Consider the following 14084-nt stretch of genomic DNA (forward strand, 5'->3'; position numbering starts at 1 on the left):
GCGATGCACCATCCTGGCCGCCGCTCCTTCCGGGCAAACCTTGGCGGTCGCGGCACCGGCCAGTGAAAGGACCGGCGGAGGCCGGTCTACCGCTCCCGGGGAATTCGGTAGACGGATATATGGGAACGGGAATCGGCGGTGAACTCGGCTCCGGCCCAGTCCGCGTGCCTGGTCTCCAACTGGAACCCGGCCATTTGCGCCATCAGGTCGAGTTCGGCCGGCCAGATGTAGCGATGGGGGCTGCGGAACAGCCGAGCCCGGCCGTCCTCGCCGAACGTGAAATGGTGTGACACGACGTGTTGGCGCAGCACGTCGTAGGTGTCCAACCCGATGTAGCCGGGCTCGCAACTCCAGACCGTGGCCTGCCGACCCGGCGGGAGCTCGCGCAGCTCGGGCACCCACAGCTCGATCACGAACCGGCCACCGGGCGTGAGGTGGCGGGCGGCGTTGCGGAAACACGCCACCTGCTCGGCCTGGGTGAGCAGATTGGAGATCGTGTTGTAGACGAGGTAGACGAGCGAGTACTCCCCCGGGGCGACGGCGGTCGCCATGTCGCCCACGATCACCGGGATCGTGGTCTCGTCCGCCTTCGTTCGCAGTTGGTCGATCATCGGTACGGACAACTCGATGCCGGTGACGGGAACACCTCGCTCCGCGAGAGGGACGGCCACGCGGCCGGTTCCGACGGCGAATTCGAGCGCCCTTCCGTCACCCGCGAGTTCGGCGAGACGGTCCACGGCCGGCCCCAGGACATCGGGTGCGAACATGCCGACCCCCGGCGTGTCATAGTGCCGCGCGGCCTCGATGTCCCAGATCTCCTCCTGTCGCATACCATCGACGATCGCCGTGGGCCGTACGCTTTGTCCAATGATTTTCGCTCTTCGGGCAGAGATCACGGACGCGGCCGACCAGGGTGGCCTGTCCTCGGGAAGTACGCACCCGGTCCGCCGGCGTGGCCAATCACCCCGGGACGGGGCCTAGCGCTCCGGGAGGGCGTCCTCACGCTCCTCCACGGTCTTCGACCTGTTCATGTTCGGTCTGCCGTGGTTTCCATCGGCCCTGCCGACGCCGGGCCCTGCAGGCGTTCTGTCTGGTCGTCGACCTGCCCGTCGAGGCGCTTACGGAGCAGTGCGACCCAGGAGGCGGGTAGCACCTCGGTGTGGTCGAGCAGGCGTTGGGCGGCGGCCCGGTCAGCGCGGTCGACGTTGAGCACACGGTGCACCTCGGCCGCTGTGATGCCGTGTCGAGGGCGGAAGAGCAGGTCGAGGGTGTCGCCGGCTTCCACGTGACCGGGGCGCAGCACTCGGCAGTAGAAACCGGTCCTGCCGGTCCGCTGGGTCATGACGGCCATGTCCGCGATGCCGTGGTGGGCGGCCAACTTGTAGCAGGGTCGACGCGGCTGGCTCACCTGCAGCAGGGCGGTACCGATGGTGTAAATCGATCCCAGCACTACGTCGCTCTCCAGGAGCCCGGAGATGGTGAGGTTCTCACCGAAGGCCGGCGGAGTGAGCCGACCGAGCCGCTGGGCCCACGCCTGGTAATGCTCGCTCGGGTAGAGGAGAACCGCTTTGTCCGGACCACCGTGGTGTTTCCGGTCTCCCTGTTCGTCGCCCGTCAAACCAAGTCGTGTGACCTCGACCGGCCCTCGGACGGGGGTTTTCTCGATGCCCGACGCCACGGTGCGTCCGCGCCAGGACAGCGGTCGTACGGCACCGACGGACACGACCAGCACCCGCCCGACGGTCATCGTCGGACCGGCCTGACCTGCCACCGCGTGGCATGCACACGGGCCTCCTCGTGGGCGCGTACGGATCGGACATGGTGCGGTTCCAGGCTATTGCCCGGGGGTGTCCGACTCGACCGGCGCCCCGGAGCATGACCAGAACGACCGGGTCCGCTGTGGTCCCGATCTGCCCGGGCCGTCGACGCGCGGGCCTCTCGCCGAACGCGGGTTCAGCCGGTCGGGGCCACGTCGGCGAAGTAGGCCCGCAGCAGCCTGCGGCCGTGCTCGATCATCGCGGGGTCGCCCTCCCCGGAGACCGCGAAGGCGAGGTGGAGGGCGGCCGCGGTGGCCTGGATGGCCAGCCGCATGACGCGATAGGGGTCGGCCAGCGGCGGCAGCCCGGCCTCGTCCAGTGCGAAGTGGTAGAGCCGCTCGGCCAGCACGTCCCCACCTTCCTTCGCCTCGCCGGGCGGCAGGAACGACGGCCCGCCGGGCCGGGTGTCGGCGAAGTCGACCACGGTGTAGCCGGGGACGGTCCTGCGCATCTCCACGGTCTCGTCCAGGACGAGTTCCGCCGCGCGCGGCCAGGTCAGCCCGTCCTCCTCGGCCACCCGGCGGCGCAGCCGCACCAGCAGCAGGTCGAGATTGCGCAGGGCCAGTTCGCGCAGGATTCCGGCCTTGCCGTCGAAGAACTGGTAGATGGTGCCGCTCGGCACACCGGCGCGCCTGGCGACGTCGCTCGTGGTGAGCGCGTCGAGGCCCACCTCGTCCAGAAGGCGGGCGCAGGCGTCGAGGATGCGCTCGACCCTGTCGATGCTGCGCTTCTGGACCGGCCGCCGCCGGAGCCCCGGATTGTCCACGGAACAGTCTTAACATAACGCCCCGTCATGTTCTAACGTGGCAACCTCTCATGTTCTCCCCGAAGGACGCGCATGCACGAGGTGCGGACCACGCCAGTCAGACCGGTCTCCGCCGGATGGATGTCCCTGCTGGCGCTCGCCCAGATGGGGGTCATCATGGCGATGACCGTCGGGAACCAGATCCTGCTGCCCTCCCACGTGGCACGCATCGACCCGACGCACAAGGAGGCGTCGCTGGCGGCCGTGTTCGCCGTCGGCGCGGTCTGCACGATCATCGCCAACCCGTTGTTCGGCGCCATGTCCGACCGGACCCGCAGCCGCTTCGGCAGGCGCCGTCCCTGGATCGTCGGGGGCGCACTGGTCTGTGCCGCTTCCCTGGTCTTCCTCGCCTGGCAGGACTCTCTGGCCGGGCTGATCGTCGGCTGGGCGGTCGCCCAGTTGTCGTTCACCGCAGCACTGGCCGCCGCCATCGCCACCGTGCCCGACCAGGTGCCGGTCCGCCAGCGGGGCAAGGTGTCCGCGCTGTCGGGCGTGGGCCAGCTCACCGGGCCGCTGCTGGGCGGGGTGGTGGTCACCGTCCTGGTGACGGGGGCTCCGGCGGGGTTCCTGGCGATGGCGGTCCTGGTGCTGCTGCTGGTGCTGCCGTTCGGGCTGTTCACCCGCGAACCCGCCGAACCAGCCGAACCAGCCGAACTCGCCGAACCAGCCGAGCCCGCCGAACCCGCCGACCCGAATGACCCCGTCGACACCCCCGAACCGGACGACCCCGTCGACACCGCCGAACCGGACGACCCCGTCGACACCCCCGAACCGGACGACCCCGTCGACACCGCCGAGACCGTCGGCACCGCCGACTCGAAGGACTCCGCCGATCCGGTCGGACGTGCCACCGCCACGGCCGCGCTCCCGCCGTTCGACGCGGGTTCCTTCCTGCGTGGCTTCTGGGTGAGCCCGCGCCGGCATCCCGACTTCGCCTGGGCCTGGCTGAGCCGACTCATGATCACCCTCACGCTCGCGATGGCGATCGGCTACCTGCAGTATTTCCTGCGCGACGCCGTCCATTACGAGCGGCTCTTCCCCGGTTCCACGGTGGAGCAGGGCGTCGTGGTGCTCGTGGCGGTGTTCACGCTGAGCAGCGTCGTGCCGACGCTGCTCGCGGGGTGGCTGTCGGACCGGCGCGGCAGCCGCAGACCCGCCGTCTTCGCCGGCGGGATCACCATGGCCGCCGCCGGGCTGGTGCTGACGTTCCTGACCAGCTGGCCGGCCGCCATCGTGGCGGCCGCCCTGCTCGGCGCCGGCTACGGCATGTTCGCCGCCGTGGACCAGGCCATGGTCACCCAGTTGCTACCCGCCGACGCCGACCGGGCCAAGGACCTCGGCATCGTGAGCCTGTCCAATTCCGCATCGAACACGCTCGGCCCGGTGATCGCCGCACCCCTGGTCACCTCGGCGGGCGGTTATCCGCTCATGTACGGCGTCGCGGCCGGCTTCGCCGTGTTGGGCGCCTGTCTGGTCTGGAGGATCCGCGGTGTCCGTTGAACACCCAGAAAAGTCCGGCGAGCACGCAGAAAGGCCCGACGAACACCCAGAAAAGTCCGACGAACACCCAGAAAAGTCCGGCGAGCACCCGGAGAACCCTGTCGCGACCCCCTTCGACCAGGACGCCTGGTGGCGCGACGCCGTGGTCTACCAGGTGTATCCACGCAGCTTCGCCGACGCGAACGGCGACGGCCAGGGGGACCTGCCTGGCGTGCTGTCGCGGCTCGACCACCTGGCCGAGCTGGGCGTGGACGCGATCTGGCTGAACCCGTTCTACCCCTCGCCGCTGGCCGACGGCGGCTACGACGTGGCCGACCACCGCGACGTCGATCCCCGGTACGGCACGCTCGCCGACTTCGACGCGCTCGTGGCCGGCGCGGCGGCCAGGGACATCAAGGTGATCGTGGACATCGTGCCCAACCACTGCTCGGCAGAGCATCCGTGGTTCAGGCAGGCGCTGGCGGCCGGTCCCGGCAGCCCCGAGCGGGAGCGGTTCGTCTTCCGCGACGAGCCCAACAACTGGCAGTCCATCTTCGGCGGCCCGGCCTGGACGCGCGTCCCTGACGGCCAGTGGTACCTGCACCTGTTCGACTCCGGCCAGCCCGACTGGAACTGGCGGCACCCCGACGTGGTCGCCATGTTCGAGCGGGTGCTGCGGTTCTGGCTCGACCGGGGCGTGGCCGGTTTCCGCATCGACGTGGCCGCCATGCTGTTCAAGCAGGACGGCCTGCCTGATGTGACCCCCGGCAGTCAGGGCGGCCCGCTCTCGCCGGGCAACTCCCCCGTTCCGTACGAGCACCAGCCTGAGCTGCTGGAGCTCTACCGGTCCTGGCGGAAGATCCTCGACGCCTACCCGGGCGACCGCGGCACGGTGGCGGAGATCTGGTTCGGCCACGCCGACCAGGCCAGGCCGTACCTGACGGGGGACGGGCTGGCCCAGCTGTTCAACTTCCGGCTGATGCCCACGCCGTGGTCCGCCGGGGAGTTCCGCGCGGTGATCGACGAGTCGCACCGGCTGGCGCGCGAGACGGGTGGGTCGATCCCGTGGGTGCTCGGCAACCACGACGTGCCGCGCATGGTGACCAGGTTCGGCGTCGACCAGGACCTGGTCCGCGCGCCGACCCCGGAGGTGCTGCTCGGCCGGCTGGACGTCGACGTCGCGCTGGGCACCCGGCGCGCCCGCGCGGCCGCGCTGCTGCTGCTCGCGCTGCCCGGTGGGGCGTACATCTACCAGGGGGACGAGCTGGGCCTGCCGGAGCACCTGGCCATTCCCGACGAGGCCAGGCAGGACCCGATGTTCGAGCGCACGCTGCGCACGTTCATCGGCAGGGACGGCTGCCGGGTGCCGCTGCCCTGGTCCGGTACGGCTCCGCCGTACGGCTTCGGCGGCCGGGAGACGTGGCTGCCCCAGCCGGAGGACTGGGCGGCGCTGACCGTGGCAGCGCAGCGGGCCGACCCCGGATCCACGCTGAACCTCTACCGCGCCGCGCTGGCCGTCCGGCGCGGCCATCCCGCGCTCGGCGACGGCGATCTGACGTGGCTGGACGCCCCGCCCGATGTGCTGGCCTTCGCCCGCGAGCCCGGCTTCGTGCTGATGGTGAACTTCGGCGCCGAGCCGGTGCCGCTGCCGCCGGGCCAGGACGTGCTGCTGGCCAGCGGCCCGCTCGACGCCGGCCTGCTGCCGCCCGACACCGGAGTGTGGCTGTCATGATCGATCATGTCGGGCCCGGGCTGTGGCTGCTGACCACCCCGACCTGCGGCTATGCCGTACGGCTCGGGCCGGACGACGCGCCGTGCTGTGCGCACTGGGGACCGCGGCTCACCCCGGACCAGGCACGCGCGCTGCCGCCCGGGCGTGCGGAGCTGCCCGTCGAGGGCGGCGGCCGGTTCGGCGTGGCGGGCCTGCAGGTCAGGTACGGCGATGCCGTACGCGGCGTCGAGTGGCGCCACCTCGGCGACCACATCGACAGCGGTCACGACGGCGGCCACCTGACGATCCGCATGGCCGACCGCCACTACCCGCTGGAGATCGACCTGCACTACCGGGTCAGGCCAGGAGACGACGCGATCGAACGTTGGACCTGCCTGCGCAACACGGGCGACGAGCCGATCACGATCCTGCGCTGCGACTCGGCGGCCTGGACGGTCCCCCCGCGTCCCGGCTACCGCCTCAGCCACGTCACCGGGGAGTGGGGCGGGGAGTTCCAGGTGCGGCGCACCCCGCTGGCCGTGGCCGAGACCACGCTGACCAGCAGGCGGGGGCACAGCGGGCACCACGCCAACCCGTGGGTGATGCTCGACGCGGGCGACGCGACCGAGGACCACGGCGAGGTGTGGAGCGCCGCGCTGGCCTGGAGCGGAAGCTGGCGCATCACCGTGGAGCACGACCACGACGGCCACGCCGGCTGGAGCGGCGGGTTCGGCCACGACGGGGTGACCCGGCGGCTCGGACCCGGGGAGTCGCTGGAGACGCCCGTGTTCACCGGGGTCTACTCCGCCGAGGGCTTCGGCGGGATCAGCCACCGCTGGCACGACCACATCCGCCGGCACGTGCTGCCCTCGCCCGGCCGGATCCGGCCGGTGATCTACAACTCGTGGGAGGCGGTCGGCTTCGACGTCACCCAGGCGCGGCAGATGGAGCTGGCCGAGCTGGCCGCCGACATCGGCGTCGAGCTGTTCGTCGTGGACGACGGCTGGTTCGGCGGACGCCCGGGTGCGTTCTCCGGACGCACGGGCGAGACGGCGGGCCTGGGCGACTGGTGGCCCGACCCCGAGCGCTTCCCCGGCGGCCTCACCCCGCTGATCGACCACGTGACCGCGCTGGGCATGAAGTTCGGCCTGTGGGTGGAGCCGGAGTCGGTCAACCCCGACAGCGAGCTGCACCGGACGCGCCCCGAGTGGGTGCTGCGCCAGCGGAACCGGCGGACGACCGAGGTGCGCGACCAGCTCCTGCTCGACTTCTCCCGGTCCGACGTCGCCAAATGGGCGCACGAATGGCTGGACGACCTGGTCACCCGAAACGACATCGCGTTCCTCAAATGGGACATGAACCGGCCGGTCACCGAGGCCGGCGACGACGTGTGGATCCCGTTCGTCCGCAACGTGTACGCCGTGATCGACCGGCTCCGCGCGGACCACCCGCATCTGATGATCGAGGGCTGCGCGAGCGGCGGAGGCCGTACGGACCTCGGCATGCTCGCCCGCACCGATCAGATCTGGGCCTCCGACAACACCGACCCCGCCCAGCGGATCGCCGTCCAGCACGGCTACGGCCAGATCTATCCGGCCTGCACGATGGGCGCGTGGGTGACCGACAGCCCGAACGCGATCACCTCCGGGCGGGCGCCGCTGGACTTCCGCTTCCACGTCGCGATGGCCGGGGCGCTCGGCATCGGCGGCGACCTGCCGCGCTGGGACGCCGACGACCTGCGGCAGGCGAAGGAGCTGGTGGCGCGGTACAAGGAGATCCGCCCGGTCGTGCACGACGGGCGGCTGGACCGGCTCGGCGACTGGGCCGTGCAGTACACCCTCGGCCCGAGGGTCGTGGTGCTCTCCTGGCGGCCCACCACGCTGATCCGCGTCACCGCGCCCGTACGGCTGAAGGGCCTGGACCCCGGCGGCCGCTACCGCGACGAGGACACCGGGGAAGTGCACCACGGCGCGCTCCTGATGAGCCACGGCCTGCCCCGGCCCTGGCCGTTCGACGCCACCAGCGAGCTGAGGAGGCTCACCCGTGTCGGATAGCCCGCTCCAGGAGTACCCGAGGCCCCAGCTCGTCCGGGACGGCTACCTCAACCTCAACGGCCACTGGCAGTACGCGATCGGCCCGCACGCGATCGGCGACGGCCCGCCCGAGACGTACGACGGCGAGATCCTCGTGCCGTTCTCGCCGGAGGCGCCGCTGTCGGGGGTGAACCGGCAACTGCTCCCCGGGCAGACGCTGTGGTACCGGCGCTCGTTCGACCTGCCGGGGGATTTCACCGACGGGCGGGTGATCCTGCACTTCGGCGCGGTGGACCAGACCTGCCGGGTGTGGGTCAACGGCGTCGAGGCCGGCGGCCACACCGGCGGCTACCTGCCGTTCTCCTTCGACGTCACGGAGCACCTGCGCGAGAGCGGCAACGTCCTCGTCGTGGCGGTGCGGGACGACTCGGACACCGGGCACGGCTCACGCGGCAAGCAGCGGCTGCGGCGCGGCGGCATCTGGTACACCGCCCAGTCGGGGATCTGGCAGACGGTCTGGGCCGAGCGCGTGCCCGAGCTCCACGTCGAACGGCTCACGCTCACCCCCATGCTCGACGACTCGTGCGTCGAGGTGACGGTGCACGCGCCGGAGGGCGAGGCGCACGTCGAGATCTCGGCCGGGGGCGAGGTGGTCGCGCACGCCGCCGCGCCGGCCGGGCGGCCCGTGCGCGTGCCGCTGCCCGGGGCCCGCCTCTGGAGCCCCGAGGACCCGTTTCTCTACGACGTGGCCGTCTCGCTCGGCACGGATCGGGTACGGAGCTACTTCGGCATGCGTTCCTTCTCGGTCGGGCCCGACGCCGACGGCGTCCCCCGGCTGCTGCTGAACGGCCGGCCGTACTTCCACGCCGGGGTCCTCGACCAGGGCTACTGGCCAGACGGCCTGTACACCCCGCCGTCCGACGAGGCCATGATCCACGACATCGCCACGATGAAGCGGCTCGGCTTCACGATGCTGCGCAAGCACATCAAGATCGAGCCGCTGCGCTGGTATCACCACTGCGACCGGCTCGGCATGCTCGTCTGGCAGGACATGGTCAACGGCGGCGCGGCGTACCGTCCCTGGGTGATCACCACCCCGGCGGTCCTGCCCGCCCTGCGGCTGGACGACCGCCGGCACCGCCGGTTCGGCCGGGCCGACGCGGCGGGCCGTACGGCGTTCGAGGCCGAGCTGCGCGCCACGGTCGAGCATCTGCGCAACGTGGTGAGCCTGGCCGTCTGGGTGCCGTTCAACGAGGGCTGGGGCCAGTTCGACGCGGCGCGGATCGCCGGCGAGGTCGCCCGGCTCGACCCGACGCGTACGGTCGACCACGCCAGCGGCTGGCACGACCAGCGTGCGGGAGACCTGCGGAGCCTGCACGTGTACTTCCGCCGGTTCCGTCCGCCGCGGCCCGACGGGCGGGTGCTCGTGCTGTCCGAATACGGCGGGTACGGCCTGCGCGTCGAGGGCCGCACCTGGGGCGAGAAGGAGTTCGGCTACCGCCGGTACGACACGGCCGACCGGCTCGGCGCGGCGTTCGCCCGGCTGCACGAGGAGCAGATCATCCCGGCCATCCGGCGGGGGCTGAGCGCGACCGTCTACACGCAGCTGTCCGACGTGGAGGACGAGATCAACGGCCTGCTCACCTACGACAGGGCGGTGCTCAAACTCCCCGAGGACCTCGTCCGCTCGATCACGGAAAGGCTCAGGTTCCAATGACCACACACGAGCGGGAGATCACGGCGCCGGTCGACCTGTGCCTGCCGGACGGGCGGCTCAACCCCGACGCCGTCGGCTGGACCCGGCGTCCGCTGCATCGGGGCAACCTGCGCGGGTGGGGACGGCGCAAGCGCTGGGAATACTGGGGCGTCGTCACGCCCGGCCACATCATCGGCCTGGTCGCCTCCTCGCTGGACTACGCCGCGGTGAACGGCGTCTACGTGCTCGACCGGGCCACCCGTACGGAGACCACCAGGGATGTCGTGGTGCCGCTGGCCCGGGGCGCCGTCTTCCCCGAGCGCAGCGGAGCCGGGACGGCGTCCGTACACGGCGGGGGTGTGGCGATCGACATCGAGCAGGACGCGGACGGCACGGTGATCCGGGCCGTCGCGCCCGGAGCCGAGATCGACCTGGAGGTGCCGCTGCCGGAGGGGCACGAGTCGCTCGGCGTGGTGGTGCCGTGGGGGCCGAACCGGTTCCAGTACACGGTGAAGGACGTCGGCCGTCCGGTGCGCGGGCGGCTGCGGCTGGCGTCGGCCGAGTTCACGATCGACGAGGCCGACTCCTTCGCCGTGCTCGACCACGGCCGCGGCAAGTGGCCCTACTCGATCACGTGGAACTGGGCGGCGGGCAGCGGGCCCGGCCGATCGATCCAGCTCGGCGGCAAGTGGACCGACGGCACGGGTTCCACCGAGAACGCGCTGTTCGTCGACGGCCGCCTGCACAAGATCGACGACGAGCTGACCTGGTCGTACGACCGGGCCGACTGGCTGCGTCCATGGCGGATCACCGGCCCGCGCGTCGAGGTGGAGTTCCACCCCTTCCACGAGAAGGTCGCCCGCACCGAGCTGGGCCTGGTGGGCAACGAGACCCACCAGTGCTTCGGCCGCTTCTCGGGTCGGGCCCGGGCCGACGACGGCGCCTGGGTGGACCTCGACGGCCTTATCGGCTGGGCCGAGGAGGCACGCAACCGCTGGTGAGATGCTCTCACCACGCGGTCCGGCCCAGTGAGTGCCGCGCGAGCATGGCAGGCCGGCCGCCGCCGCTTCGTCAGCGATGTCCTCGGCCCTCATTTCGAGCAGATCTGCCGCGAGTGGGAGCCGCATCCGGGAGTGCGGGCGGGCTTGGCTTCGCCGGGGGAATGCGCGATGGTCACAATTGGTTGCAAGCCCATGTAATTTAAGTTTCAACCAGGAGCGTGCCATGCCCGCCGTCACCGCCGACACTCTGACGCTGCCCCGCGTCACCGCACCCGACCCGGCCGTCGCCACCCCCCGCCCCGTACGATCCGTGACGACCGCGCCCAGCGGCCTCGAGGGCGAGGGCTTCCCCGTACGGCGCGCGTTCGCCGGGGTGCCGCAGTCCGTCCTGGACCCGTTCATCCACATGGACCAGATGGGCGAGATCGAGTACGGCCCCGGCGAGCCCAAGGGCACCCCGTGGCACCCGCACCGCGGCTTCGAGACCGTCACCTACATCATCGACGGCGTCTTCGAGCACCAGGACTCCAACGGCGGCGGCGGCACGATCACCGACGGCGACACCCAGTGGATGACAGCGGGGTCCGGCCTGCTGCACATCGAGAAGCCGCCGGAGCACCTGGTGGTCTCGGGCGGGCTGTTCCACGGCATCCAGCTGTGGGTCAACCTGCCCCGCGCGCACAAGTTCCACCCGCCCCGCTACCAGGACATCCGCGGACGTGAGGCGGCGCTGCTCGCCTCGGCGGACGGCGGCGCGCTGCTGCGGGTGATCGCCGGTGAGCTGGCCGGGCACCCCGGCCCCGGCATCACGTTCACCGCGATCACGATGGTGCACGCGACCATCAGCCCGGGCGCCCGGCTGGAGGTGCCGTGGAACCCCGGCTTCAACGCCCTCGCGTACGTGCTGGCCGGCCAGGGTTCGGCGGGGACCGAGCGGCGACCGGTACGCAGGGGGCAGTTGGCCGCCTTCGGCCCCGGCGGGGCGCTGACCCTCACCGCCGACACCGCCCAGCCCCAGGCCGAGCCCAACCTGGAGGTGCTGCTGCTCGGCGGGCAGCCGATCCGCGAGCCGGTCTTCCACTACGGACCGTTCGTGATGAACACCCGGGCCGAGATCCTCCAGGCGATGGAGGACTACCAGGCCGGCCGCCTGGGCGTCATCCCCGCCGAACGCGTCCCGCACACCGACGGACCTCTTTCCCCGAAGGAGTAAGCAGCCCATCGCGAAGCTCCCGTCCCAGGATTTTTGTCCTATTTGCACCCCAATGGGGGTGTGTGTACCTTTTGACTCCACGGCACGCGCAGCGGTGACTCCGTCGTCGGTTGCGTTGCCGGTTCGTTGCCCGGATCCGCGCGTCTCCTGACGGAGCTGTCCCGTCAGGAGGTGCACGGCCGCCGACTCCGCACCTCACGGAGCCGGGGACCACCCCTCGGGTGAATCGGAGCGCCTGCCCCCTTGCGCACCGTAGGGCGCGCTCGCCGCCCCGAACCCGTCAGCTGTCCCGGCAGGCGGCATGGAAGCAAGGAGTCAATCCCTTCATGCTGGAACACCGGCTCTCCGCAGCCCCTGTCTCTCTCAAGCGCCGCCTGAGCCTCTCCGGCAAGCGTCTCGGCGCGGCCCTGGTCGTACTCACCGCAGTCGGCGTCTTCGCGGCCACGCCGGTGCAGGCGGCACCGCAGGCGCCCGGAGAAGAGAACGTCACGCTGATGTACGGCGAAGACGTCTCCAACCACGAGCCGAACCACGACTGGACCGCCAGCCCGGCGAAGTTCGGCATCATCAAGGCCACCGAGGGCCTGTCCTTCCGCGACTCCACCTTCGCCCGTTTCTGGCAGGAGCTGGACGAGAAGGGCATCGTCCGCGGCGCCTACCACTACGGTCACCCCAAGAACGATCCCATCGCCGAGGCCGAACACTTCCTGTCCATGGTGAACCAGCACCCCGCCAAACCCGGCGATCTGCTGGTGCTGGACCTGGAGACCACGAACGGCAGGTCGGTGGCCCACGTCAACGCCTGGGCCAAGGCCTGGCTCGCCCACGTGAAGGCCAAGACCGGCGTCACCCCGATGTTCTACAGCGGCTGGAACTTCGCCAACACCTATGGCCACGGCCTGGCCGAGTATCCGCTGTGGGTGGCCCACTACAGCAAGGCCCCGGGCGCCGTCACGCCGCCCGCCGACTGGAAGAGCTGGGCCATCCACCAGTACACCGAATATCCCATCGACAAGAACGTCTCCGCGCTCACCCCCGACGAGCTGCGCGCCCTCGGCCGGCCCTGATCACGCGCGACCGTCCTCGCCGGCGGCCCGGGCCTGTCCCGGCCCCGGCGAGGCCGGTCGCACGGGGTTTCGCCGACGCGTGCGTCACCGGCGCAGCGTCGCCGACGGGGGCTCGCCGAAGCGCTGCCGATAGGCGAGGGAGAACCTGCCGAGGTGGGCGAACCCCCAGCGGAAGGCGACATCGGTGACGGTCGTCGCGTCCACGGCGTCCACCGTCAGCTCGGCGCGCACCCGGTCCAGGCGCACGTCCCGCAGGTACGCCATGGGGGTCGTGTCCAGGTGGCGGCGGAACCCCTCCTGCAGCGCCCGGGCCCCCACGCCCACGGCCTCGGCGATGTCCTCCACGGTGAGCGGCTCGGCGGCGTGGGCCTCGATGAGTTCCATGGCCCGCTTCACCACGGGCGGCGGGACACGCGGCTGCTCCCCGAGCAGGGCGGGGGTGTAGTTGCTGGGCTGGGCCAGCAGCAGCTGCGTCATCAGCAGCTCCTCCAGCCGCTTGGCGGCGGCCGGCTGGGTCAGCATGGCTCCGCCGGTCTCCGCCTCCCGCCGGAGCAGGTCGACGACCGAAAGCCACGACCGGGACGGGGGCAGGGTCAGATCCATGCCCAGGGAGAAGACGAGCGGCTCGCCCGGCTGCCGCCCGAGCATCCTGCCGAGCTGGGCTTCGAGCGCCGAGCGGTCGAACCGGGCGATGAGCTGTTCGTTCCCGGCCGCCCATCGTATGGACGTACGTCCCGTCATCGACAGCACGTAGGCGAGCTCGGGCGTGGCCACGATCTGCTCCCGGCCCTGGGTCACCTCCGCCGCCCCGGTCAGCGGGATCTCGACGAAGAAGTAGCTCCCCCACTCGTCCGGCGTGACCAGCATCTCCGCCCCGTAACCGAGGTAGTAGAGGCCGACCCGGTCGAGCGTCACCCCGTTCATGCGGGCGTCGAGCCGCGTCCCACGCTCGACGAGGCGCAGTCCGTGCGGGCCGAGCGCCTGCTCCACCCCCGCGTGGGCGTCCTCGAGGTCATGCGTGTGAAACCGCTCATGGGCCGCGAGCGGGGGCGACTTAACGAGCACGTCCTCCTCCCGAGCGGTCATGTGATCCGGACCGAGCTCCGCACCAGGTGAAAGGCGACCACCCGGCACGTCCGGCAACGCCCCGCCATCTGGCCGATAAACCGATAATCAGTAATACATCGGACAACGTCCTCTCGTGCCCTGGAACGCGGCAAACCCTCCCCAAGTTTGGGTGATATCTCGCCGCACCCCCTTGA

The 14084-nt window shown here is 71.2% G+C and carries 11 protein-coding genes and 1 riboswitch; of the genes, 7 read left to right on the forward strand and 4 right to left on the reverse strand.

What is annotated here, in order from left to right; all coding sequences use genetic code 11:
- Positions 1-86: 86 nt before the first annotated feature.
- From AP234_RS27425 to AP234_RS27435, 3 genes are all read right to left on the reverse strand, one after another.
- Positions 87-830 carry a class I SAM-dependent methyltransferase gene (locus AP234_RS27425; protein WP_055482635.1) on the reverse strand — a complete coding sequence of 248 codons (744 nt, stop codon included), beginning with the start codon at positions 828-830 and terminating at the stop codon, positions 87-89.
- A gap of 197 nt (positions 831-1027) precedes the next feature.
- Positions 1028-1747: an MOSC domain-containing protein gene (locus AP234_RS27430; protein WP_055482748.1), complete on the reverse strand. Its 720-nt coding sequence runs from the start codon at positions 1745-1747 to the stop codon at positions 1028-1030.
- Between the two features lie 206 nt (positions 1748-1953).
- Positions 1954-2583 (reverse strand): TetR/AcrR family transcriptional regulator, encoded by a 630-nt coding sequence (locus AP234_RS27435; RefSeq protein ID WP_055482636.1) that lies wholly within the window; start codon positions 2581-2583, stop codon positions 1954-1956.
- A 72-nt stretch (positions 2584-2655) separates the two neighbouring features.
- Between AP234_RS27435 and AP234_RS27440 the strand changes: the two genes are divergently transcribed.
- The 7 genes from AP234_RS27440 to AP234_RS27470 all read left to right on the forward strand — a co-directional run bounded on the left by AP234_RS27440 (position 2656) and on the right by AP234_RS27470 (position 12822).
- Positions 2656-4122, forward strand: coding sequence for an MFS transporter (locus tag AP234_RS27440; RefSeq protein ID WP_055482637.1), 1467 nt, complete (start codon positions 2656-2658; stop codon positions 4120-4122).
- Positions 4112-5833 carry a glycoside hydrolase family 13 protein gene (locus AP234_RS27445; protein WP_200926746.1) on the forward strand — a complete coding sequence of 574 codons (1722 nt, stop codon included), beginning with the start codon at positions 4112-4114 and terminating at the stop codon, positions 5831-5833. The genes AP234_RS27440 and AP234_RS27445 overlap by 11 nt, the downstream gene beginning before the upstream one ends.
- The gene (locus AP234_RS27450; protein ID WP_055482638.1) at positions 5830-7866 is read left to right on the forward strand and encodes an alpha-galactosidase; all 2037 of its coding nucleotides are present in this window, start codon (positions 5830-5832) and stop codon (positions 7864-7866) included. Before AP234_RS27445 ends, AP234_RS27450 begins: the two co-directional genes overlap by 4 nt.
- Positions 7856-9562, forward strand: coding sequence for a glycoside hydrolase family 2 protein (locus AP234_RS27455; RefSeq protein ID WP_055482639.1), 1707 nt, complete (start codon positions 7856-7858; stop codon positions 9560-9562). The genes AP234_RS27450 and AP234_RS27455 overlap by 11 nt, the downstream gene beginning before the upstream one ends.
- On the forward strand, positions 9559-10542 hold the full coding sequence (locus AP234_RS27460; protein WP_055482640.1) for a DUF2804 domain-containing protein: 984 nt from the start codon (positions 9559-9561) through the stop codon (positions 10540-10542). Before AP234_RS27455 ends, AP234_RS27460 begins: the two co-directional genes overlap by 4 nt.
- A 223-nt stretch (positions 10543-10765) precedes the next feature.
- Positions 10766-11755, forward strand: coding sequence for a pirin family protein (locus AP234_RS27465; RefSeq protein WP_055482641.1), 990 nt, complete (start codon positions 10766-10768; stop codon positions 11753-11755).
- A gap of 170 nt (positions 11756-11925) precedes the next feature.
- A riboswitch (cyclic di-AMP (ydaO/yuaA leader) is annotated at positions 11926-12069 on the forward strand.
- 12 nt (positions 12070-12081) lie between these two features.
- Complete coding sequence (locus tag AP234_RS27470) at positions 12082-12822, forward strand: GH25 family lysozyme (protein ID WP_055482642.1); 741 nt, start codon at positions 12082-12084, stop codon at positions 12820-12822.
- Between the two features lie 84 nt (positions 12823-12906).
- Here the strand turns inward: AP234_RS27470 and AP234_RS27475 are convergent, their stop codons facing one another.
- A complete protein-coding gene (locus AP234_RS27475) occupies positions 12907-13908 on the reverse strand; it encodes an AraC family transcriptional regulator (protein ID WP_055482643.1) in 1002 nt (333 codons plus the stop codon).
- Between the last annotated feature and the right edge of the window lie 176 nt (positions 13909-14084).

Source organism: Sphaerimonospora mesophila, assembly GCF_001417795.1.
Taxonomy (GTDB): domain Bacteria; phylum Actinomycetota; class Actinomycetes; order Streptosporangiales; family Streptosporangiaceae; genus Sphaerimonospora; species Sphaerimonospora mesophila.